This is a genomic window from Candidatus Allofournierella merdavium, assembly GCF_944382735.1.
In the GTDB taxonomy this organism is placed as follows: Bacteria; Bacillota; Clostridia; order Oscillospirales; family Ruminococcaceae; genus Allofournierella_A; species Allofournierella_A merdavium.
This window is the reverse complement of the sequence record NZ_CALWND010000004.1, coordinates 178,651-197,854: the sequence shown is the minus strand read 5'-3', so window position 1 is coordinate 197,854 and position 19,204 is coordinate 178,651. Positions and strand designations below refer to the sequence as shown.

Genomic DNA, 19,204 nt, shown 5'->3' with positions numbered 1-19,204 from the left:
ATGGAACGACTGGGCGCTTTTGTAAAACAACACCGGCTGTGGCTGGGCGGGCTGTGCGTCGCGCTGGTCACGCTGTTCGCCCTTGCCTGGGCGGGATACACCCTCCACTATGCGGGCATGGACCAGTGTGAATACCAGATCGTCCACGACGGGTATGTGGAAAAACAGGGCCTGTATCCCACCGACCCCGCCGCGGGGCTGGTGCAGCAGCTGCCCGCCGGCACGGGGGAAACCCTCTACGGTGTGCGGCTGATGTTCGTCACCGACGGGATGGTGGCCCAGGGGGCCTTCCGGGTGGCGCTGGAAATCGTCGACGGCCAGACCCTCACCGCCTGTGACGGCGACATGACCACGCTGCTGGACGGCGCCTTTGTGGATGTCATTTTTGCTTCGCCCGTCACGCTGGAAGAGGGGGGCAGCTATCAGCTGCGGATCACCTTCGCCCCCGCCGCGCCGGAGTACAGGGCGGGCCTGGTCTACGGCGGCGGCGAGCAGGCCGACCCGGCCCTGCCCCTCACCGATCCGCTGGAGAGCCCCGCGCAGCCGCGCACCGCGGCGCTGCAATACATCACCAACTACACCGGCACGGGCTACGCCCTCAAGGCCTTCGCGCCGCTGGCGGCGCTGGTGTTCGCCGCCGTGATGGGCGGCTGGTGGCTCATCTTTGTGCGGCGGGCAAAACCCCACGTCGCCTTCGCCTTTTTTGCCGCGGCGCTGGGGCTGGTGTTCGCCCTGGTCACGCCGCCCATGGCCGGGCCGGATGAATACGGCCATCTGGCCAGCGCCTACGCCCTGGCCAACCGCATCACCGGCCAGCCGGGCATCGTCGCGGGGGAGCAGGGGGAGACCCTGCTGGCCATGCGCGCCTGCGACGCGGAATATATGCGGGATTCCTCCGGCCCCATCGGCATCCTGGCCTACAAGACCATGACCGACGAGCTGTTCTCCGCCGGCAACAGCGGCGCCCTCACCGCCACCGCCCGGGTGAGCCCGCCCTACAACGTGCTGGTGCTGCAATACCTGCCTCAAACACTGGGCATCCTGCTGGCCCGGGCGCTGGGCCTCGGGTTCCATGCCATGCTGCTGCTGGGGCGGCTGGCCAGCGTGGCGGTGTACGCGGCACTGGGGGCGCTGGCGGTGCGCCTGGCCCCGGCGGCCAAAAACATCTTCTTCGCGGCGGGGCTGGTGCCCATGGCCCTGAGCCTGGCGGGCAGCTTTTCCGCCGACACGCTGGTGAACGGTCTGGCGCTGGTGTTTACCGCCCTGTGCCTGCGGGGGCTTGTGCGCCCGGGTATGCTGAGCCGCGCCGAGCAGGCGGGGCTGCTGGTGCTGGGCGCGCTGCTGGGCCCCATGAAAGCGGTGTATCTGGTGCTGGTGCTCCTCTGCGTGCCCATCCCCGCCGCCGCTCTGGGCGGCAGCACCCGCAGCCGGCTGTTCAAAGCGCTGGTGTGGGTGGTGGCCGCGGCCAGCTGGCTGTGGTTCAACGGCTCCACCGTGAGCTATATGCTCCGCAGCGTGGATGTGGAGCGCATCCAGCTCGTGCTGCTGCGCCTGGCGCCGGGGGCCGCGCTGGCCATTGCCGCCTGGCTCCGCTGGGGCAAGCGGGCCTGGTTCAAAAAGGCGGCGCTGGCCGTGGGCGCGCTGGCGGTGGTGGCGCTGGCAGCGGGCGGCGCCTGGGTGCTGGCGAACAGCGGCGAGACCCTCACCCCGGAGGAGTACGCCGCGTCCATCCAGCCCAACGGTGAATCCACCTATGTGTACAGCTTCGGCTACATCCTCAGCCACATCCCCCAGACGGTGAAGCTGCTGGTGAATACCCTGGGCAGCCAGCTGCCCCGTTACCTGCAGGGGCTGGTGGGTGCGCTGCCCGGCGAGCCCATCGTCTACGGGCTGGAGATCAGCTGGCTGCTCACCATCGCCCTGCTGGCACTGCTGGTGTGGGCCTGCCTGCGGCCGGTGGAGGAAGGGCCCCTGCTGGGTCGGGGCGCCCGGTGGAGCATGGGCCTCGCGGTGCTGGGCGTGGCGGGGCTGAGCATGCTGGCCGCTTTGTGCTGGACGCCCATCAATCTCACCACCATCTTTGGCATGCAGGGCCGCTACCTGCTGCCGGTGCTGCCCGCCGCGCTGCTGCTTTTGGGGGAGAACCGCGTCCTCTGCCTGCGCCGGGAGACCGACGGCGCGCTGCGCTTCGGCGCGGGGGCGCTGGCGGCGGCGGTGGCGCTGCAGAGCCTGGTGCTCTTCGCCTCGGCTGCCTACAAGCCCTGAGGGGCGTTGCAAACCGCGGAAAAATCCGCTATAGTTAAGAAGCGGGGCCGCGAGCCCCGCCACAACGATCTTTACAAAGGGAGGACCTTTTTATGACCATCACCAAACAGACCGTCATCGGCGATATCCTGGACACGGACAATTCCGTAGCCCCAATGTTTTTGGCCATTGGGATGCACTGCCTGGGCTGCCCCGCCAGCCGGGGCGAGACCATCGAGCAGGCCTGCGCCGTCCACGGCACCGACCCGGACGCGCTGGTGGCCAAACTCAACGCCCACTTTGGCAACGCCTGAGGCGCCCCGGCTGGACGAGCGCCTGGCGGCGGCGGCACAGCTGGTGCGGCCCGGCGCGGCTGTGGCGGACATCGGCTGCGACCACGGCAAGCTGGCCATCTTTCTGGCGGTGAGCGGCCGGGCAAGGCGGGTCATTGCCGCCGATCTGCGCCCCGGCCCGCTGGCCACGGCGGCGGCCAACTGCCGCCGCTACGGCTGCGAGGAGCGGGTGGAGCTGCGCCTGGGCGACGGGCTTTCGGTGCTCTCGCCCGGCGAGGCGGACACCCTGGTGCTGGCGGGCGTCAGCGCCGGGACCACCATTGACATCCTTTCGGCCGCGCCTTGGGTGAAGACCCCGGGGATGCGCCTGGTCTGCCTGCCCGCCACCAAGGCGCCGGTGCTGCGCCGATGGCTGTGGGAGCAGGGCTTTGACATCGAGCAGGAGCGGCTGGCCCTGGCGGCGGGCCGCTGGTACACCGTCATCGGGGCGGCGTACACCGGGCAAAGACGGCAGCCCACCTGGGAGGAATGCCTCCTGGGCCGCTGGCAGGGCCTGCCGGGGGCGGCGGGCTACGCGGCCCAGCTGGCCAAAAAGCTGGAAAAGGTGCTGCGGGGCCTGGAGCCCGGCGGCGAGGAATGGAAGGAGGCGGCGGCGCTGGCAGAGCGGCTGCGCCGCCCACAAGGAGCGGAACATGGCGAAAATTGAGGATGTACACCAGTTTATTCAGCAGCTGGCCCCGCCGGACAAGGCGGCCTCGTGGGACAACGTGGGCGTTCTGGTGGACTGCGGCGCCGACGTCACCAGCATCCTGGTGGCACTGGACATCACCGAGGAGGTGGTGGCTGAGGCGGAGATCCAGGGCTGCCAGCTGATCGTGGCCCACCACCCGGTGATCTTCCACCCCCTGCGGCGCATCGGCCGGGGGGACGTGCCCTTCCGGATGATCAAAAAGAACATCTCGGGCCTGTGCGCCCACACCAACCTGGACGCCGCCGAGGGCGGCGTGAACGACATCCTCTGCAAGCTGTTCGGCGTCACCGGGGCCAGAGGCTTCGCCGAGGGCGGCATGGGCCGCATCGGCCAGATCCGCACCGTCAGCGCCGCCCAGCTGGCGGCCCAGTGCCAGTCCACCCTGAACGCGAAGGTGAAGTATGTGGACGCGGGCCGGCCCATCAACACCCTGGCGGTGCTGGGGGGCAGCGGCGACCATCTGATCGAGGAGGCACTGGCCGCCGGGGCGGACGCGCTGCTCACCGGCGAGGCCGGGCACCACGACGCCCTGGACGCGAAGCGCCTGGGCCTGAGCCTGGTGGCCGCCGGGCATTTTGCCACCGAGTTCCCGGTGGTGCCGGTGCTGGCGGACAAACTGGCCCGCCGCTTTGCCGGGGTGCGGGTGCTGTGCAGCCGCCGCAACCGGGACCCCTTTACCTATATATAAAGGAGGAGCCGTCATGTGGGAGGAGAAGGACAGCGGCCCGGTGGGATACAACGAGGAGATGTTTGAGGGGGAGGCCCCCTCAAACGAACTTCCCGCGGCCCCGCAGGCAGGCCGGCCCGCCGTGAACGACGCCGGTGCGCTGCTGCAGCGTCAGCTGGCTCCCGGTGAGCGGCTGCTCTGGCAGGGCAGACCGCTGAAACTTCACGGCCCCCGGGGCGGATTTCAAAAGATGTTCGCGGTGGTGTTCCTGGGCTTTGCCTGCTTTTGGGAAGTGGGGGCGCTGCAGGCGCTGTCCGCCGGGCCGTTGGGCCTCGTCTTTCCGCTTTTCGGCATCCCCTTCATTCTGGTGGGGCTGAAAATGCTCTTTCCCGGTCTGGGGGCTGCCCGCCGCCTGCGGGAAACGGCCTACGGCATCACCGACCGGCGGGCCATCGCGGTGAGCCTGGGCCGGGTGACCGCCTGGGACCTGGACGCGGTGACCGGCGTGGAAAAACTCTACTACCCGGACGGCACCGGCGATCTGGTGCTCTCCAACGGGCAGGTGGAACACTACTGGCACAACGGCCACAGCCACACCCGCGGCGTGACCCTGACCTTTGCCGGCCTGCCCGATGTGGACGCTGCCGAGGCGGCGCTGCGTAGCCGGTGAAAACAACGAGAAAACCAGGAGCCGTGCCCCTCCGGCACGGCCTTTTTTGTGAGAGGTGAGACCCATGGCATTGGATGCCGCCCTGCTGGCCCTGGTGGCCGGCGAACTGAAAAACACACTGCTGGACGCGAAGATCGACAAGATCTTCGAGCCCACCCGGGACGAGGTGCTGCTCACCCTGCGCACCCGCACCGACACCTTCAAGCTGCTGCTCAGCGCCCGCAGCGGTTCCGCCCGCATCTGCCTGACGAAGGAGACCTTCGAGAACCCCCAGACGCCCCCCAGCTTTTGCATGCTGCTGCGCAAGCACCTCACCGGCGGGCGGCTCATCGGCCTGGAGGTGGAGCCGGGGGACCGGCTGGTCTTCCTGCGCTTTTTGTGCACCAACGAGATGGGCGACCTGGTGGAGAACGTGCTGGCGGTGGAACTGATGGGCCGCTATTCCAACCTGGTGCTCACCCAGAACGGCCGCATCATCGACGCCCTCAAACGAGTGGACTTTGAGGATTCCGACATCCGCCAGCTGCTGCCGGGCCTGGCCTACACCCTGCCGGCCAAGCCCGCGAAACCCGACTTCTGCGCTCTGGCCCCGGCGGAACTGGTGGAGGCGGCCTGCAAGCTGGACCTGCCGGTGCCCCAGGCGCTCATCAAGTGCTGCGCCGGGGTGGGGCCGGTGGTGCTGCGGGAGGCGGCCTTCCGGGCCTTCGGGGGCGAGATCGCCCTGCTGGCCAGCGAACTGAACAGCGAACAGCGCGCCGCGCTGACGGCGGCCTTCGAGGCCATCCACGCCGACCGGCTGGCGGGAGGCAGGCCCTGCCTTGCCGCCGACGACGAGGGCAAACCCATGGAGTTCAGCTTCACTCCCCTCACCCAGTACGGGGAGGGGCGGCTGCAGTTCTACGACAGCTTCAGCGAGATGCTGGAAGCCTACTACTGCCGCAAGGACCGGGCGGAGCGGCTGCGCCAGAAGAGCCGGGACCTGCACAAGACGGTGAAGAACCTCCACGAGCGGGCGGTACGCAAGCAGGCGGCCCGCAAGGAGGAACTGGCCCAGAGCGGCAAGGCCGACCAGCTGCGCCTCTTCGGCGAGCTGCTCCAGGCGAACCTCTGGGCGGTGGAGAAGGGGGCGAAGAGCGTCACCGTCACCAACTACTACGACGGCCGGCCGGTGACCATCCCGCTGGATGTGCGCCTGTCGCCCAGCGCCAACGCCCAGAAGTACTTCAAGGAATACAAGAAAAAGCAGACCGCCGCCAAAATGCTGGTCAAGCTGCTGGAGCAGGGCGAGCGGGAGATCGAGTATCTGGCCACCGTGCTCTACGAGGTGGAGACCGCCCCCGGCGAGCAGGCCCTGGGGGAGATCCGCCAGGAACTGAAGGGACAGGGGTATCTGAAATATTATAAGGTGCGGGACAAAAAGCAGAAACCTGCCGATTTTTACCGCTACCGCTCCTCCGACGGCTTCCTCATCCTGGTGGGCCGCAACAACCTGCAGAACGAAAAACTCACCCTCCACACCGCCCGGGGCAAGGACCTGTGGTTCCATGTGAAGAACGCCCCCGGCAGTCACACCGTGGTGATGAGCGAGGGACGGGACATCCCCCTCGCCACCCAGAACGAGGCGGCACAGCTGGCGGTGATCCACTCCAGCCTGGCCGGTGGCGCCAAAGTGCCGGTGGACTACACCTTTGTGAAGAACATCCGCAAGACCGGCGACCTGCGCCCGGGCATGGTGCTCTATGAAAGCTACGAGACCGCCTATGTCACCCCCGAGCCGGGGCTGGCCGAGCGGCTGGCCCTGCCCCAAAACAGGTGACAAGCGGGCCCCGGTCTGCTATACTGTTAAAAAATGACACGTTCCGCCCCGCGCGGAGCGATCCATCCCCGGAAGGAGTGATCTTCGATGTATTGCAAACAATGCGGCGCCTTTTTGCCCGATGACGCCACCGCCTGCTCCGCCTGCGGCTGCCTGGTGACGCCCGTGTCCGCCCCGGAAGCTTCCGCCCCCGGGCAGCCCGCTCCGATCCCCGAGGCATCCGCGGCTCCCGCGCCCGCCCCGGCCTCCGAAGCGGGCCCCGCCCCTGAGGCAGCTGACGCGGCCCCTGAAGCGGCCGCTGACGCCGGCCCCGCGCCTGCGGCTCCCGGCCCTCAGCCCGGCCCCGCCCAGGAGCCGCCTGTGTCCGGCCCGGCGCCCGGCAGCGTGCCGCCGCCCCGCTATCAGGTCCCGGCCTACGCCCGCCCGGCGGCCGGCGGCACCAATGCCGGCCCCGCGTATGGCACGCCCGGCCCCAATCCCGGCCCGGCCTACGGCACGCCTGCCAACCCCGGTTCCGCCTGCGGCGGCCCCGCCCGGCCCGGCCCGGCGCCCCGGCCCGGCTACCCGCCGATGCCGCCCGTTCCCACCAGCCCCACCGTGGGCATGGGGGAGTGGCTGTGGAGCAGCATCGTGGCCGCCATCCCTCTGGTGGGCTTTATCGTGCTGCTGGTGTGGGCCTTTGGCGGCGACACCAAGCCCTCCAAGCAGAACTGGGCCCGGGCCAACCTCATCCTCTACGCCATCATGGCGGTGGTGTGGGTGGTGCTCTTCGTGCTCATCGCCGCCGCCGTCGGCGCGATGATGCGTGACCCCTACTTCTATTATTACTATTGACCGGCGTCCACGCCCGCGGAAAGGCGGCTTTTCGGCCGCTTTTCCGCGGGCGTTTTCCGCCCCGAAGGGCCTTTGAACAAAACGGAGAAATTTTTTTGGAAAATTCGATTTTTTTTACAAAAAGCCCTTGCAACGCCCGGCGGTGTGTGTTACAATAACACTCGGCTGCAAATGGCTTGGGTAGCAAGCTGCGCAAGCCATGATATGCGTTGATGCGGGAGGTTGCCGTGGCAACACGGGTTTTTCCGCGGAGTATGTCCGATCTAGAACCGGGCGAAAGAATTACTGAGAGCAAAGGGATATGTACACGGTGCCGTCTGCGCGGTGTACCAATGTCTGCACACTTTGCCACAGGTCTGTCCGGGGGAACTGCTGAGCGGTTCACCGGCTTTTCTCGTGCCAAAATGTGAAACACCCGGAGCAGTGTTCAGTGATTTATCGGCTCGCCTAGGCACCAAAATAACACAGGAGGCGAACAAAATGGCAGTCAAGGAGAAAATCAGAATTCGGTTGCAGAGCTACGATCACCAGCTGATCGATGCCGCGGCGGAGAAGATCGTGGAGACCGCGAAGCGCACCGGCGCCCGCGTGTCCGGCCCGATCCCCCTCCCCACCGACAAGGAAGTGGTCACCATCCTGCGCGCGGTCCACAAGTACAAGGACAGCCGCGAGCAGTTTGAGAACCGCACCCACAAGCGTCTGATCGACATTCTGAAGCCGTCCAACAAGACGGTGGAGGCTCTCACGAGCCTGCAGCTCCCCGCCGGCGTCGAGATCGAGATCAAGCTGTGAGCCCATTCCAATCAGTAAGGGCGGCCGCTGAGCCGCCAACTGCTGAACGGCAACCAGTGAGACTTCGTTCGAAAGCGCAAGCGGAGAGGTCATGTTGGCGCTGACAGTTACTCACGGCGTCAACCAATAACCTTACAGGAGGAAAGAAAAATGCAAAAAGGTATCATCGGCAAGAAACTGGGCATGACCCAGCTGTTCGACGAGAGCGGCAAGGTCGTTCCCGTGACCGTGATCGAGGCCGGCCCCTGCACCGTGGTGCAGAAGAAGACCGTCGAGAGCGACGGCTACCAGGCCGTGCAGCTGGGCTTCGGCGACATCGCCGCCCGCAAGGTCACCAAACCCGCCAAGGGCCACTTCGACAAGGCGGACGTCGCCCCCAAGAAGACCCTGCGGGAGTTCCGTCTGGCCGACATCAGCGGCCTGAACGTGGGCGACATCCTGAAGGCGGACGTGTTCGCCGCCGGCGACCACATCGACGTGGTGGGCGTCAGCAAGGGCAAGGGCTACGCCGGCACCATCAAGCGCTGGAACGGCCATCGTCTGCGCGAGAGCCACGGCACCGGCCCCGTTTCCCGTCACGCCGGTTCCATGGGCCCCTGCTCCACCCCCAGCCGGGTGTTCAAGGGCAAGAAGCTGCCCGGCCATCTGGGCGCCGAGCGGGTCACCATCCAGAACCTCACGGTCGTCAAGGTGGACGCCGAGAATAATCTGATCGCCATCAAAGGCGCGGTCCCCGGCCCCAAGGGCGCTGTGGTCTGCATCAGCGATAGCGTGAAGGCGTAAGGAGGGAAAGCACAATGGCAAAATTTGACGTTTTGGATATGAACGGCAAGAAAGTTTCCACCGTAGAGCTTTCCGACGCCGTGTTTGGGATCACCCCCAACGAGAAGGCTGTGCACGCCGCCGTGGTCAACTTCCTGGCCAACCAGCGGCAGGGCACCCAGAGCACCAAGACCCGCAGCGAGGTTTCCGGCGGCGGCCGCAAGCCCTGGCGTCAGAAGGGCACCGGTCACGCCCGGCAGGGTTCCACCCGCAGCCCCCAGTGGACCCACGGCGGCGTTGCCCTGGGCCCCAAGCCCCGTGACTACAGCTACCGGATCAACCGCAAGGTCAAGCGCCTGGCCATCCTGAGCGCCATCAGCGCCAAGGCCGCCGCGGGCGACATGATCCTGCTGGACAGCCTCACCGTGAACGAGTACAAGACCAAGGCCGTTGTCGGCATGCTGAGCGCCGTGGGCGCCGGCAAGAAGAACCTGATCGTCACCCCCGTCGTGGAGGAGAAGCTGGTCAGGAGCGCCGCCAACATCCCCGGCGTCAAGACCACCGTCGCCACCAGCGTGAACACCTACGACGTTGTGAACGCCGACAAGTTCATCCTGAGCGTGGACGCGGCCAAGAAACTTGAGGAGGTTCTGGGCTGATGAAAACTGCACATGACATCATTCTGGCTCCCGTCATTACCGAGAACTCGATGATGGGCGTTGCCAACAAGAAGTACACCTTCAAGGTGGCCACCGATGCCAACAAGATCGAGATCGCCGACGCGGTGGAGAAGCTGTTCGGCGTGAAGGTCGAGAAGGTCAACACCATCAACGTGCGGGGCCGCTGGCGCCGCCAGGGCATGCACGGCGGCTACACCGCCGCTTCCAAGAAGGCCATTGTCACCCTGAAAGAGGGCAGCAAGGGCATCGACTTCTTCGAGAGCATGGTCTAAGCTGCTCTTCGAAGGCAGCTCCTTTGAGCCTGAGCAAGGCTCGCGTATGGGGATATGACCCCGATAACAATTCATAAGTCAAAAAGGAGAATACCGCAATGGCTATCAAAAAGTATAAGCCGACTACCCCGGGCCGCCGCGGCATGACTGTCACCGACTACAGCGTGCTGAGCAAGGTCGAGCCCGAGCGCAGCCTGCTGGAGCCCATGAAGAAGGCTTCCGGCCGCAACAACACCGGCCGCATCACCGTCCGCCACCACGGCGGCGGCAACCGCACCAAGTACCGCGTGATCGACTTCAAGCGTTCCAAGTTCGACGTGCCCGCCACGGTCAAGACCCTGGAGTATGATCCCAACCGCTCCGCTCATATCGCTCTCATCGAGTACACCGACGGCGTCAAGAGCTACATCCTGGCTCCCGAGGGCCTGAAGGTGGGCGACACCGTGATGGCCGGCCCCAACGCCGACATCAAGCCCGGCAACGCCCTGCCCTTCGCCAACATCCCCGTTGGTACCATCATCCACAACATCGAGCTGTACCCCGGCAAGGGCGGCCAGCTGGTGCGCAGCGCCGGCAACATGGCCCAGCTGATGGCCAAGGAAAACGGCTACGCCCTGATCCGTCTGCCCAGCGGCGAGATGCGCAACGTGCCCCTGAACTGCATCGCCACCATCGGCCAGGTCGGCAACGTGGATCATGAGAACGTGAACCTCGGCAAGGCCGGCCGCAAGCGCCACATGGGCTGGCGGCCCACCGTGCGCGGCTCCGTCATGAACCCCTGCGACCACCCCCACGGCGGCGGCGAAGGCAAGAGCCCTGTGGGCCGTCCCGGCCCTGTCACCCCCTGGGGCAAGCCTGCGATGGGTTACAAGACCCGCAAGCATCATAACCGCTCTGACAAGTTCATTGTCAAGCGCGCCAACGGTTAAGAGAGGAGAACGAACATGGGTAGAAGTGTTAAGAAAGGACCTTACGTCCTGCCTGTTCTGCTGAAGCGCGTTCAGGAGATGAACGCCGCCGGCGAGAAGCGGGTCCTGAAGACCTGGAGCCGGTCCTCCACCATTTTCCCGGATTTCGTCGGCCACACCTTCGCGGTGCACGACGGCCGCAAGCATGTGCCCGTCTATGTGACGGAAGATATGGTTGGTCACAAGCTGGGCGAGTTCGCCCCCACCCGTACCTTCAAGGGCCATGCCGGTTCCAAGACCGGTAAGTAAGCAAAAGGAGGAGTAGAGCAATGGAAGCTAGGGCACATCTTAGATACGCCCGCATCAGCCCCCGGAAGGTTTCGGTCGTGCTGGATCTGATCCGCAACCAGCCTCTGGACAAGGCGCTGGCGATTCTGCAGTACACCCCGAAGGCCGCCTGCGAGCCCCTTCTGAAGCTGGTGAAATCTGCCGCCGCGAATGCGGAGAACAATCACAACATGGACAAGAACAGCCTGTATGTGGCCGAGTGCTTTGTCACCCCCGGCCCCACCCTGAAGCGCATCCGTCCCCGCGCCCAGGGCCGCGCGTTCCATGTGCTGAAGCGCACCAGCCATGTCACTGTGGTTCTGAAAGAGAAAGAGTAAGAAGGAGGTAAACACAATGGGCCAGAAAGTGAATCCCCACGGTCTTCGCGTGGGCGTCATCAAAGATTGGGACAGCCGCTGGTTTACTTCCAAAAAGGAATTCGGCGACACCCTGGTCGAGGATTACAAGATCCGCAAGACCCTGAAAAAGCAGCTCTTCGGCGCGGGCGTGCCCAAGATCGAGATCGAGCGCGTGCTGGACGCCCAGTCCAACAACTACAAGCTGAAGGTGAGCATCTGGTGCGCCAAGCCCGGCATGGTCATCGGCAAGGGCGGCAGCGAGATCGTCAAGCTGCAGGACCAGCTCTCCAAGATGGTGGGCAAGCCCGTCAACGTGAACATCGTTGAGGTCAAGAACATGGACACCAACGCGCAGCTGGTGGCCGAGAACATCGCCGGCCAGCTGGAGCGCCGCATCGGCTTCCGCCGTGCCATGAAGCAGTGCATGGGCCGCGCCATGCAGCGGGGCGCCAAGGGCATCAAGACCCAGGTGGCCGGCCGTCTGGGCGGTGCCGACATCGCCCGCACCGAGACCTACCACGAGGGCACCATCCCCCTGCAGACCCTGCGCGCCGACATCGACTACGGCTTTGCGGAGGCTGCCACCACCTACGGCCGCATCGGCGTGAAGGTGTGGATCTACAAGGGTGAGGTCCTCAAGGGCGCCAAGCCCGCCGCCCGCAAGGAAGGAGGCAATAAGTAATGTTACTGCCTAAGCGCGTTAAATACCGCCGCGTGCACCGCGGCCGCATGACCGGCAAGGCCATGCGCGGCAACACCGTGAACCAGGGCCAGTACGGCCTGGTCGCCCTGGAGCCCGGCTGGATCGACAGCCGTCAGATCGAGGCCGCCCGTATCGCCATGACCCGTTACATCAAGCGTGGCGGTAAGGTGTGGATCAAGATCTTCCCCGACAAGCCTGTCACCGAAAAGCCCGCCGAGACCCGCATGGGTTCCGGTAAAGGCAGCCCCGAGTACTGGGTCGCCGTTGTCAAGCCCGGCCGCGTTCTGTTCGAGCTGGCCGACGTTTCCGAGGAGACCGCCCGCGAGGCCCTGCGCCTTGCCATGCACAAGCTGCCGGTCAAGTGCAAGTTTGCCAAGCGCGAAGACGAAGTGAAGGAGGTTGAGGGCTGATGAAAGCAGCAGAACTGCGCAACATGTCCGCCGCGGATCTGAATAAGAAGCTGGGCGAGCTGAAGGAAGAGCTGTTCAACCTGCGCTTTCAGCACGCCATCAACCAGCTGGAGAATCCCGGCCGCATCGAGATCGTCAAGAAGGACATCGCCCGTGTGCTGACTGTCCTGGCAGAGAAAGCGTAAGGGAGGTTAAACGATGGAACGGAATTTGAGAAAGACCCGTGTGGGCACCGTCGTGTCCGACAAGATGGATAAGACCATCGTGGTCGCCGTGCGCGACAGCGTTCAGCACCCCCTTTACAAGAAGATCCTGAAGCGCACCGTGAAGTTCAAGGCGCACGACGAGAACAACGAGTGCGGCGTTGGCGACCGCGTGATGATCATGGAGACCCGGCCCCTGTCCAAGGACAAGCGCTGGCGCATGGTCAAGATCATTGAGAAGGCGAAATAAGCCTGGTACTTTGAAAGGAGGATCTGGCAATGGTTCAGATGCAAACGTATCTCAAAGTGGCCGATAACACCGGTGCCAAAGAGTTAATGTGCATTCGTGTGCTGGGCGGCTCCCGCAAGAGATATGCGAACATCGGCGACGTCGTGGTGGCTTCCGTCAAGAAGGCGGCCCCCGGCGGCACCGTGAAGAAGGGCGACGTGGTCAAGGCTGTGATCGTTCGCAGCAAGCATGGCCTGCGCCGCGAGGACGGCAGCTACATCCGCTTCGACGAGAATGCGGCCGTCATCATCCGTGAAGACAAAAACCCGAGAGGCACCCGTATCTTTGGACCGGTGGCCCGCGAACTGCGCGAGCACGGCTACCTGAAGATCTTGAGCCTGGCTCCGGAATCGCTGTAAGGAGGTTTTAAGAATGAACAATCTTCATGTTAAAACCGGCGACAACGTTATGATCATCAGCGGTAAAGACAAAGGCAAGACCGGCAAGGTACTGGCTGTCAGCCCCAAGGAGGGCAAGGTCATCATCGAAGGCCGCAACATGGTCACCAAGCACGTCAAGCCTCGCCGTCAGGGCGAGCAGGGCGGCATCGTGAAGGCCGAGGGCGCCATCTACGCCTGCAAGGTCATGCCGGTTTGCCCCAAGTGCGGCAAGGCCACCCGCGTGGCCCACACCGCCAAGGACGGCAAGAGTGTGCGCGTGTGCCGCAAGTGCGGCGCCGAGCTGTAAAGGAGGGAGAACATCAATGGCACGTTTGAAAGATAAGTATGTCAGCGAGATCGCTCCCGCCCTGATGAGCAAGTTCGGCTACAAGAGCGTGATGCAGATCCCCAAACTCGACAAGGTGGTCGTGAACGTGGGCTGCGGCGACGCTAAGGACAACCCCAAGATGATGGACGCCATCCTGGGCGACATCGCCACCGTCACCGGCCAGCGGCCCGTGATCTGCCGCGCCAAGAAGAGCGTTGCGAACTTCAAGCTGCGCGAGGGCATGCCCATCGGCGTGAAGGTCACCCTGCGGGGCGAGCGGATGTACGAGTTCGTGGATCGTCTATTCAGCGTGGCTCTGCCCCGCGTGCGTGACTTCCGCGGCATCAACGGCAACTCCTTCGACGGCCGCGGCAACTACGCCGTGGGCATCAAGGAGCAGCTGATCTTCCCTGAGATCGACTACGACAAGATCGACGCCGTGCGTGGCATGGACATCTGCTTTGTCACCACCGCGAACACCGACGAAGAGGCCAAGGAGCTCCTCAAGGCTCTGGGCGCTCCGTTCGCTAACTGAGGGAGGGTAAGACTGTGGCAAAAACTTCTATGAAGATCAAGCAGCAGCGCGAGCCCAAGTTCTCCACCCGCGCCTACAACCGCTGCAAAATCTGCGGCCGTCCCCATGCCTACCTGCGTAAGTACGGCGTGTGCCGCATCTGCTTCCGGGAACTGGCCTACAAGGGCGAGATCCCCGGTGTGAAGAAGGCCAGCTGGTAAATCCCGCTGCCTGCCGGCCCAAAGCCGGCGGAGCGGGCGGGCGGCCGGCGCCTGCGGGCGCGCCGCCCCGCCGCTTTTGAAACAAGAACCCAAACGAAGAACCTTAAGGAGGTTAGTGGCATGCATATCACCGATCCCATCGCGGACCTGCTCACCCGCATCCGCAACGCCAGCTGTGCCAAACACCCTTCTGTAGACGTTCCCGCTTCCAACCTGAAGAAGGCGATCTGCCAGATCCTGGTTGACGAGGGCTACATCAAGAGTGTGCAGCTGATCGAAGACAACAAACAGGGCACCCTGCGCCTGACCCTGAAGTATCAGGACAACGGCCAGCCCGTCATCGCCGGCCTGCGGCGCGTTTCCAAGCCCGGCCTGCGCATCTACACCAACTGCGAGGATATGCCCCGGGTCATGAAGGGCCTGGGCACCGCGATCATTTCCACTTCTAAGGGCGTTATGACCGACAAGGCTGCCAGAGCCGCCAATGTGGGCGGCGAAGTACTCGCCTTTGTGTGGTAAGAAAGGGGCATAAAGACAATGTCGAGAATTGGAAGAAAACCCATCGTCATTCCTGCGGGCGTCGAGGTCTCCATCGACGGGCACGACGTTACCGTGAAGGGCCCCAAGGGCACCCTGCATTCCAAGATCCATCCGATGATGACCGTCAAGGTCGAGAATGGTGAAATCCTGGTGACCCGCCCCAATGACGAGAAAGAGGCCCGCAGCCTGCACGGCCTCACCCGCAGCAACATCTCCAACATGGTGGAGGGCGTGATGCACGGCTTCGAGAAGAAGCTGGAGGTGCAGGGCGTCGGCTACCGTGTGGCCAAGCAGGGCAAGAGCCTGGTGATGAACCTGGGCTTTTCCCATCAGGTGATCGTGGACGAGACCGACGACATCAAGATCGAAGCGCCGGACGCCAACACCATCATCATCAAGGGCATCGACAAACAGAAGGTCGGCCAGTTTGCCGCGGAAGTGCGCGAGAAGCGCCCGCCGGAGCCTTACAAGGGCAAGGGCATCCGCTATGCCGGTGAGCACATCATCCGCAAAGAGGGCAAAGCCGGCAAAGGCAAATAAGGTAAGGAGTGAAAGACAATGGTTAATAAGCCTGACAAGAACGAAGCCCGGCTTCGTCGTCACCGCCGTGTGCGCGGTAAGATCAGCGGCACCGCTGAGCGCCCCCGTCTGGATGTATTCCGCTCCTCCAAGCACATCTATGCCCAGATCATCGATGACGTGGCCGGCGTGACCCTGGTCAGCGCCTCCACTGTGGAGAAGGGTTTTGAGGGCTTCGGCGGCAACGTCGAGGCGGCCAACAAGGTCGGCAAGGCGATTGCCGAGAAGGCCCTGGCGAAGGGCATCAAGACGGTCGTGTTCGACCGCGGTGGCTTTGTGTATCACGGCCGCGTGAAAGCTTTGGCCGAGGGCGCCCGCGAGGGCGGCCTGGAGCTGTAAGGAGGAGGATACAATGGAAAGAAGAAATCGTGAAGTTGACGACGGCATGCTGGAAAAAGTCGTTGCCATCAACCGCGTATCCAAAACCGTTAAAGGCGGCCGCGTGATGAAGTTCAGCGCTCTGGTTGTCGTTGGCGACGGCAAGGGCACCATCGGTTTTGGCATGGGCAAGGCCGGCGAGGTCCCCGAGGCCATCCGCAAGGGTCTGGAAGCCGCCAAGAAGAACATGCACAAGATCAACATGAAGGGCACCACCATCCCCCACGAGATCGTGGGCGAGTTCGGCGCCGGCCGCATCCTGATGCGTCCCGCCGCCCCCGGTACCGGCGTGATCGCCGGCGGCCCCGTTCGTGCGGTCCTGGAAGTTGCCGGCATCAAGGACATCCGTACCAAGTGCCTGCGCTCCAACAACCCCTGCAACGTGGTCACCGCCACCTTCGACGGCCTGTGCCGTCTGGTCAGCGCCGAGGAAGTTGCTGCCAAGCGCGGCAAGACCGTGAAAGAGATTCTGGGTTAAGGAGGTAGCTCACAATGGCAGAAACCGAAAAGAAGGTAGCGGCCACCGAGGCTGCCGCCGAGAAGAAGCCCGCCGCCAAGAAGGCCACCGCGGCCAAGAAGCCCGCGGCCAAGAAGGCGGCTGACGGCGAGGCCAAGCCCGCCGCCAAGAAGCCCGCGGCCAAGAAGCCCGCCGCCAAAAAAGCGGCTGCCGGCACCGTGACCGTGAAGCTGGTCAAGAGCCTCTCCGGCCGCGGCGAAAAGCAGATCGCCACCGCCAAGAGCCTGGGCCTGAAGAAGATCGGCGACGTGACCGTGCAGCCCGACAATGCCCAGACCGCCGGCAAGATCGCCAAGATCGGCCACCTGGTCGTGGCCACCAAAGCGTAACAGCAAGGAGGTGCAAGCAGATGAAGCTTCATGAACTTAAGCCCGCCGAGGGCTCCAATGTGGCAGCCAAGCGCAAGGGCCGCGGCCACGGCAGCGGCAACGGCAAGACCGCCGGCTACGGCCACAAGGGTCAGAAAGCCCGGTCCGGCGTCAAGAAGGCCGGATTCGAAGGCGGCCAGATGCCGCTGCAGCGCCGCCTGCCCAAGCGCGGTTTCAACAACATTTTCGCCACCCGGTATGCTACCGTTAAGGTGAGCGACCTGGAGGCCAAATTCGCCGCCGGCGCCGTGGTGGACACCAAGGCTCTGGTGGAAGCCGGTCTGATCAAGAAGAGCCTGGACGGCGTGAAGGTGCTGGGCAACGGTGAGATCACCAAAGCCCTCACCGTTCAGCTGGCGGCCTACACCGCCACTGCCAAAGAAAAGATCGAGAAGGCAGGCGGAAAGGCCGAGGTGATCTAAGGTGTTCGATACGTTCCGCAATGCATGGAAGATCCCCGAACTGCGCAAAAAGATCCTGTTCACCCTGATGGTCCTCGTGATCTTCCGGCTGGGCTGCGCCATCAGCGTGCCCTATGTCAACGTGGATGCGCTGGAGTTGTTCCGTCAGCTGGGCGGCAGCGGCAACATGCTGGATTACCTGAACATGATGAGTGGCGGCGCGCTGAGCCAGTGCGCGATCTTCGCTTTGAGCGTATCGCCCTATATCAATGCCTCCATCATCATTCAGCTGCTCACCGTGGCGATCCCCGCTCTGGAGCGGCTGAGCAAAGAGGGTGAGGAGGGCCGGCGCAAGCTGACCCGCATCACCCGCTACACCGGCGCCGGCATCGGCGTGGCCATGAGCATCGGCTACTACATGGTGCTGCGCAGCTGGGGCGTGCTGACCTACAACACCGGTTGGCAGGCCTGGTTCAGCGCGGTGGTCATCGTGCTGAGCTTCGCCGCCGGCAGCCAGCTGCTCACCTGGATGGGCGAGCAGATCGACGACAAGGGCATCGGCAACGGCGTCTCCCTGCTGATCTTCGTGGGCATCATCTCCCGCTGGAGCAATGTCATCGGCAGTGTGCGGACCCTGCTGACCGAGGCCGCCGCCGGCAAGGTGCAGTACTACGTCTACATCCCCGTCATTGCCATCCTGGCGATCGTGGCGGTGGTGTTCGTGGTCATCCTCACCAACGGCGAGCGCCGCATCCCGGTGCAGTACGCCAAGCGCGTGGTGGGCCGCAAGATGTACGGCGGTCAGGCCAGCCACATTCCCATCAAGGTGAACATGAGCGGCGTTATGCCGGTCATCTTCGCCAGCACCCTGTGCAGCATCCCCAACATGATCGGCAGCCTTCTGCAGGTCAAGAGCGCGTTCTGGGTGGCCTTCTTCCAGGTGTTCAACTACAACAGCGTGCTGTACGCTGTGGTGTATCTGCTGCTGATCCTGGCCTTCAACTACTTCTATGTGGCCATTCAGTACAACCCCGTGGAGATCGCCAACAACCTGCGCAAGAACAACGGCGCCATCCCCGGCATCCGCCCGGGCAAGCCCACCAGCGATTTCATCACCAAGAGCCTGTCCAAGATCACCCTGATCGGCGCAGTCTTCCTGGGCATCGTGGCGGTGCTGCCCATCATCCTGGGCAATGTCACCGGTGTGAGCATCCAGCTGGGCGGTACCAGCCTGCTGATCGTCGTGGGCGTGGCGCTGGACACCGGCCGCACCATGGAAAGCTATATGCTGATGCGGCACCACAAGGGCTTCCTCGAGTGAGCCTTTGGGCAAACAGAATACAGAAAGGGGACAAACGAGCATGAATCTGATTCTTTTGGGCGCCCCGGGCGCCGGCAAAGGCACCCAGGCCGAGGTCATCTGCGACAAGCTGGGGATCCCGGCCATCAGCACCGGCAACATCCTGCGGGAAGCCGTGAAGAACGGCACCGAGATGGGGCTGAAGGCCAAATCGTATATGGACAGCGGCGCGCTTGTCCCCGACGACGTCATCATCGGGATCATCAAAGAGCGCCTGGCGCAGCCCGATTGCTCCAAGGGCTTCATCCTGGACGGCGTGCCCCGCACGGTGGCCCAGGCTGAGGCGCTGGAGCAGATGGGCGTGGCCATCGACAAGGTGGTGGACCTGGAGGTGGCGGACGAGGTGATCATGCGGCGGCTGTCCGGCCGTCGGGTGTGCTCCGCCTGCGGCGCTTCCTACCATGTGGAGTTCAAGCCCAGCCGCGAGCCCGACCGGTGCGACCGGTGCGGCGGCCCGCTGATCGTCCGCAAGGACGACGAGCCCGCCACCGTGCGCGACCGGCTGGCCGCCTACCACGAGCAGACCGAGCCCCTGGTGGACTTCTACCGCCAGCGGGGCAAGCTGGTGGTGGTGGAAGGCCAGGACTCCATCGCCGACACCACCGCGCTGCTGCTGAAGGCATTGGAGGCGTAAAAGC

The 19,204-nt window shown here is 64.3% G+C and carries 30 protein-coding genes; all 30 read left to right on the top strand.

The genetic code is table 11. The features are described from left to right. The 30 genes from ACH2A7_RS04500 to ACH2A7_RS04355 all read left to right on the top strand — a co-directional run bounded on the left by ACH2A7_RS04500 (window position 1) and on the right by ACH2A7_RS04355 (window position 19,200). Window positions 1–2,265: a DUF2142 domain-containing protein gene (locus tag ACH2A7_RS04500; RefSeq protein WP_394960477.1), complete on the top strand. Its 2,265-nt coding sequence runs from the start codon at window positions 1–3 to the stop codon at window positions 2,263–2,265. Window positions 2,266–2,357: 92 nt separating this feature from the next. Continuing rightward, window positions 2,358–2,558 (top strand): DUF1858 domain-containing protein, encoded by a 201-nt coding sequence (locus ACH2A7_RS04495; RefSeq protein WP_394960476.1) that lies wholly within the window; start codon window positions 2,358–2,360, stop codon window positions 2,556–2,558. Beyond that, the gene (locus tag ACH2A7_RS04490) at window positions 2,545–3,243 is read left to right on the top strand and encodes a class I SAM-dependent methyltransferase (protein WP_394960475.1); all 699 of its coding nucleotides are present in this window, start codon (window positions 2,545–2,547) and stop codon (window positions 3,241–3,243) included. Before ACH2A7_RS04495 ends, ACH2A7_RS04490 begins: the two co-directional genes overlap by 14 nt. Further along, a complete protein-coding gene (locus ACH2A7_RS04485; RefSeq protein ID WP_394960474.1) occupies window positions 3,230–3,976 on the top strand; it encodes a Nif3-like dinuclear metal center hexameric protein in 747 nt (248 codons plus the stop codon). Before ACH2A7_RS04490 ends, ACH2A7_RS04485 begins: the two co-directional genes overlap by 14 nt. Window positions 3,977–3,989: 13 nt before the next feature. Next, on the top strand, window positions 3,990–4,625 hold the full coding sequence (locus ACH2A7_RS04480) for a hypothetical protein (RefSeq protein WP_394960473.1): 636 nt from the start codon (window positions 3,990–3,992) through the stop codon (window positions 4,623–4,625). Window positions 4,626–4,689: 64 nt separating this feature from the next. Further along, window positions 4,690–6,441 carry an NFACT family protein gene (locus ACH2A7_RS04475; protein WP_394960472.1) on the top strand — a complete coding sequence of 584 codons (1,752 nt, stop codon included), beginning with the start codon at window positions 4,690–4,692 and terminating at the stop codon, window positions 6,439–6,441. A gap of 87 nt (window positions 6,442–6,528) precedes the next feature. Continuing rightward, a complete protein-coding gene (locus ACH2A7_RS04470; protein ID WP_394960471.1) occupies window positions 6,529–7,275 on the top strand; it encodes a hypothetical protein in 747 nt (248 codons plus the stop codon). Between the two features lie 480 nt (window positions 7,276–7,755). After that, window positions 7,756–8,067, top strand: coding sequence for a 30S ribosomal protein S10 (gene rpsJ, locus ACH2A7_RS04465; RefSeq protein ID WP_394960470.1), 312 nt, complete (start codon window positions 7,756–7,758; stop codon window positions 8,065–8,067). Between the two features lie 150 nt (window positions 8,068–8,217). After that, window positions 8,218–8,850, top strand: coding sequence for a 50S ribosomal protein L3 (gene rplC / locus ACH2A7_RS04460; RefSeq protein WP_394960469.1), 633 nt, complete (start codon window positions 8,218–8,220; stop codon window positions 8,848–8,850). Between the two features lie 14 nt (window positions 8,851–8,864). Continuing rightward, window positions 8,865–9,488 carry a 50S ribosomal protein L4 gene (rplD, locus tag ACH2A7_RS04455; protein WP_394960468.1) on the top strand — a complete coding sequence of 208 codons (624 nt, stop codon included), beginning with the start codon at window positions 8,865–8,867 and terminating at the stop codon, window positions 9,486–9,488. Next, window positions 9,488–9,781, top strand: coding sequence for a 50S ribosomal protein L23 (gene rplW, locus ACH2A7_RS04450; RefSeq protein ID WP_394960467.1), 294 nt, complete (start codon window positions 9,488–9,490; stop codon window positions 9,779–9,781). The genes rplD and rplW overlap by 1 nt, the downstream gene beginning before the upstream one ends. Before the next feature lie 98 nt (window positions 9,782–9,879). Next, window positions 9,880–10,710, top strand: a complete 831-nt coding sequence (gene rplB, locus ACH2A7_RS04445) for a 50S ribosomal protein L2 (RefSeq protein ID WP_394960466.1) — start codon at window positions 9,880–9,882, stop codon at window positions 10,708–10,710. 15 nt (window positions 10,711–10,725) lie between these two features. Beyond that, complete coding sequence (rpsS, locus tag ACH2A7_RS04440; protein WP_058965300.1) at window positions 10,726–10,998, top strand: 30S ribosomal protein S19; 273 nt, start codon at window positions 10,726–10,728, stop codon at window positions 10,996–10,998. Between the two features lie 20 nt (window positions 10,999–11,018). Beyond that, window positions 11,019–11,354, top strand: coding sequence for a 50S ribosomal protein L22 (gene rplV, locus ACH2A7_RS04435; protein WP_394960465.1), 336 nt, complete (start codon window positions 11,019–11,021; stop codon window positions 11,352–11,354). A gap of 16 nt (window positions 11,355–11,370) precedes the next feature. Beyond that, window positions 11,371–12,057 carry a 30S ribosomal protein S3 gene (rpsC, locus tag ACH2A7_RS04430; RefSeq protein ID WP_394960464.1) on the top strand — a complete coding sequence of 229 codons (687 nt, stop codon included), beginning with the start codon at window positions 11,371–11,373 and terminating at the stop codon, window positions 12,055–12,057. Then, window positions 12,057–12,488 (top strand): 50S ribosomal protein L16, encoded by a 432-nt coding sequence (rplP, locus tag ACH2A7_RS04425; RefSeq protein ID WP_394960463.1) that lies wholly within the window; start codon window positions 12,057–12,059, stop codon window positions 12,486–12,488. Before rpsC ends, rplP begins: the two co-directional genes overlap by 1 nt. Next, window positions 12,488–12,673: a 50S ribosomal protein L29 gene (rpmC, locus tag ACH2A7_RS04420; protein WP_394960462.1), complete on the top strand. Its 186-nt coding sequence runs from the start codon at window positions 12,488–12,490 to the stop codon at window positions 12,671–12,673. The genes rplP and rpmC overlap by 1 nt, the downstream gene beginning before the upstream one ends. 13 nt (window positions 12,674–12,686) lie before the next feature. Beyond that, a complete protein-coding gene (gene rpsQ / locus ACH2A7_RS04415; protein ID WP_394960461.1) occupies window positions 12,687–12,941 on the top strand; it encodes a 30S ribosomal protein S17 in 255 nt (84 codons plus the stop codon). Window positions 12,942–12,970: 29 nt separating this feature from the next. Further along, entirely contained in the window at window positions 12,971–13,339 is a 369-nt protein-coding gene (gene rplN / locus ACH2A7_RS04410; RefSeq protein ID WP_394960460.1) for a 50S ribosomal protein L14, read from the top strand. Window positions 13,340–13,352: 13 nt separating this feature from the next. Further along, complete coding sequence (rplX, locus tag ACH2A7_RS04405; RefSeq protein ID WP_394960459.1) at window positions 13,353–13,667, top strand: 50S ribosomal protein L24; 315 nt, start codon at window positions 13,353–13,355, stop codon at window positions 13,665–13,667. A gap of 16 nt (window positions 13,668–13,683) precedes the next feature. Beyond that, entirely contained in the window at window positions 13,684–14,223 is a 540-nt protein-coding gene (rplE, locus tag ACH2A7_RS04400; RefSeq protein WP_394960458.1) for a 50S ribosomal protein L5, read from the top strand. 14 nt (window positions 14,224–14,237) lie between these two features. Further along, on the top strand, window positions 14,238–14,423 hold the full coding sequence (locus ACH2A7_RS04395) for a type Z 30S ribosomal protein S14 (RefSeq protein WP_394960457.1): 186 nt from the start codon (window positions 14,238–14,240) through the stop codon (window positions 14,421–14,423). Between the two features lie 120 nt (window positions 14,424–14,543). Then, window positions 14,544–14,942, top strand: a complete 399-nt coding sequence (gene rpsH / locus ACH2A7_RS04390; RefSeq protein WP_394960455.1) for a 30S ribosomal protein S8 — start codon at window positions 14,544–14,546, stop codon at window positions 14,940–14,942. 18 nt (window positions 14,943–14,960) lie between these two features. Beyond that, the gene (rplF, locus tag ACH2A7_RS04385) at window positions 14,961–15,503 is read left to right on the top strand and encodes a 50S ribosomal protein L6 (protein WP_394960454.1); all 543 of its coding nucleotides are present in this window, start codon (window positions 14,961–14,963) and stop codon (window positions 15,501–15,503) included. Window positions 15,504–15,521: 18 nt separating this feature from the next. Beyond that, window positions 15,522–15,881, top strand: a complete 360-nt coding sequence (rplR, locus tag ACH2A7_RS04380) for a 50S ribosomal protein L18 (RefSeq protein WP_394960452.1) — start codon at window positions 15,522–15,524, stop codon at window positions 15,879–15,881. A gap of 13 nt (window positions 15,882–15,894) precedes the next feature. Beyond that, window positions 15,895–16,398 (top strand): 30S ribosomal protein S5, encoded by a 504-nt coding sequence (rpsE, locus tag ACH2A7_RS04375; protein ID WP_394960450.1) that lies wholly within the window; start codon window positions 15,895–15,897, stop codon window positions 16,396–16,398. A gap of 197 nt (window positions 16,399–16,595) precedes the next feature. Continuing rightward, the gene (rpmD, locus tag ACH2A7_RS04370) at window positions 16,596–16,766 is read left to right on the top strand and encodes a 50S ribosomal protein L30 (protein WP_394960508.1); all 171 of its coding nucleotides are present in this window, start codon (window positions 16,596–16,598) and stop codon (window positions 16,764–16,766) included. A 20-nt stretch (window positions 16,767–16,786) separates the two neighbouring features. Further along, on the top strand, window positions 16,787–17,227 hold the full coding sequence (gene rplO / locus ACH2A7_RS04365) for a 50S ribosomal protein L15 (protein ID WP_394960448.1): 441 nt from the start codon (window positions 16,787–16,789) through the stop codon (window positions 17,225–17,227). A 1-nt stretch (window position 17,228) separates the two neighbouring features. After that, a complete protein-coding gene (secY, locus tag ACH2A7_RS04360; protein ID WP_394960446.1) occupies window positions 17,229–18,527 on the top strand; it encodes a preprotein translocase subunit SecY in 1,299 nt (432 codons plus the stop codon). Window positions 18,528–18,567: 40 nt separating this feature from the next. Beyond that, window positions 18,568–19,200, top strand: coding sequence for an adenylate kinase (locus ACH2A7_RS04355; RefSeq protein ID WP_394960444.1), 633 nt, complete (start codon window positions 18,568–18,570; stop codon window positions 19,198–19,200). Window positions 19,201–19,204: the final 4 nt, after the last annotated feature.

Coding starts and splice junctions, on each gene's coding strand:
- ACH2A7_RS04500 (WP_394960477.1), top strand. CDS start 1: ATGGAACGACTGGGCGCTTTTGTAAAACAACACCGGCTGTGGCTGGGC.
- ACH2A7_RS04495 (WP_394960476.1), top strand. CDS start 2,358: ATGACCATCACCAAACAGACCGTCATCGGCGATATCCTGGACACGGAC.
- ACH2A7_RS04485 (WP_394960474.1), top strand. CDS start 3,230: ATGGCGAAAATTGAGGATGTACACCAGTTTATTCAGCAGCTGGCCCCG.
- ACH2A7_RS04480 (WP_394960473.1), top strand. CDS start 3,990: ATGTGGGAGGAGAAGGACAGCGGCCCGGTGGGATACAACGAGGAGATG.
- ACH2A7_RS04475 (WP_394960472.1), top strand. CDS start 4,690: ATGGCATTGGATGCCGCCCTGCTGGCCCTGGTGGCCGGCGAACTGAAA.
- ACH2A7_RS04470 (WP_394960471.1), top strand. CDS start 6,529: ATGTATTGCAAACAATGCGGCGCCTTTTTGCCCGATGACGCCACCGCC.
- rpsJ (WP_394960470.1), top strand. CDS start 7,756: ATGGCAGTCAAGGAGAAAATCAGAATTCGGTTGCAGAGCTACGATCAC.
- rplC (WP_394960469.1), top strand. CDS start 8,218: ATGCAAAAAGGTATCATCGGCAAGAAACTGGGCATGACCCAGCTGTTC.
- rplD (WP_394960468.1), top strand. CDS start 8,865: ATGGCAAAATTTGACGTTTTGGATATGAACGGCAAGAAAGTTTCCACC.
- rplW (WP_394960467.1), top strand. CDS start 9,488: ATGAAAACTGCACATGACATCATTCTGGCTCCCGTCATTACCGAGAAC.
- rplB (WP_394960466.1), top strand. CDS start 9,880: ATGGCTATCAAAAAGTATAAGCCGACTACCCCGGGCCGCCGCGGCATG.
- rpsS (WP_058965300.1), top strand. CDS start 10,726: ATGGGTAGAAGTGTTAAGAAAGGACCTTACGTCCTGCCTGTTCTGCTG.
- rplV (WP_394960465.1), top strand. CDS start 11,019: ATGGAAGCTAGGGCACATCTTAGATACGCCCGCATCAGCCCCCGGAAG.
- rpsC (WP_394960464.1), top strand. CDS start 11,371: ATGGGCCAGAAAGTGAATCCCCACGGTCTTCGCGTGGGCGTCATCAAA.
- rplP (WP_394960463.1), top strand. CDS start 12,057: ATGTTACTGCCTAAGCGCGTTAAATACCGCCGCGTGCACCGCGGCCGC.
- rpmC (WP_394960462.1), top strand. CDS start 12,488: ATGAAAGCAGCAGAACTGCGCAACATGTCCGCCGCGGATCTGAATAAG.
- rpsQ (WP_394960461.1), top strand. CDS start 12,687: ATGGAACGGAATTTGAGAAAGACCCGTGTGGGCACCGTCGTGTCCGAC.
- rplN (WP_394960460.1), top strand. CDS start 12,971: ATGGTTCAGATGCAAACGTATCTCAAAGTGGCCGATAACACCGGTGCC.
- rplX (WP_394960459.1), top strand. CDS start 13,353: ATGAACAATCTTCATGTTAAAACCGGCGACAACGTTATGATCATCAGC.
- rplE (WP_394960458.1), top strand. CDS start 13,684: ATGGCACGTTTGAAAGATAAGTATGTCAGCGAGATCGCTCCCGCCCTG.
- rpsH (WP_394960455.1), top strand. CDS start 14,544: ATGCATATCACCGATCCCATCGCGGACCTGCTCACCCGCATCCGCAAC.
- rplF (WP_394960454.1), top strand. CDS start 14,961: ATGTCGAGAATTGGAAGAAAACCCATCGTCATTCCTGCGGGCGTCGAG.
- rplR (WP_394960452.1), top strand. CDS start 15,522: ATGGTTAATAAGCCTGACAAGAACGAAGCCCGGCTTCGTCGTCACCGC.
- rpsE (WP_394960450.1), top strand. CDS start 15,895: ATGGAAAGAAGAAATCGTGAAGTTGACGACGGCATGCTGGAAAAAGTC.
- rplO (WP_394960448.1), top strand. CDS start 16,787: ATGAAGCTTCATGAACTTAAGCCCGCCGAGGGCTCCAATGTGGCAGCC.
- ACH2A7_RS04355 (WP_394960444.1), top strand. CDS start 18,568: ATGAATCTGATTCTTTTGGGCGCCCCGGGCGCCGGCAAAGGCACCCAG.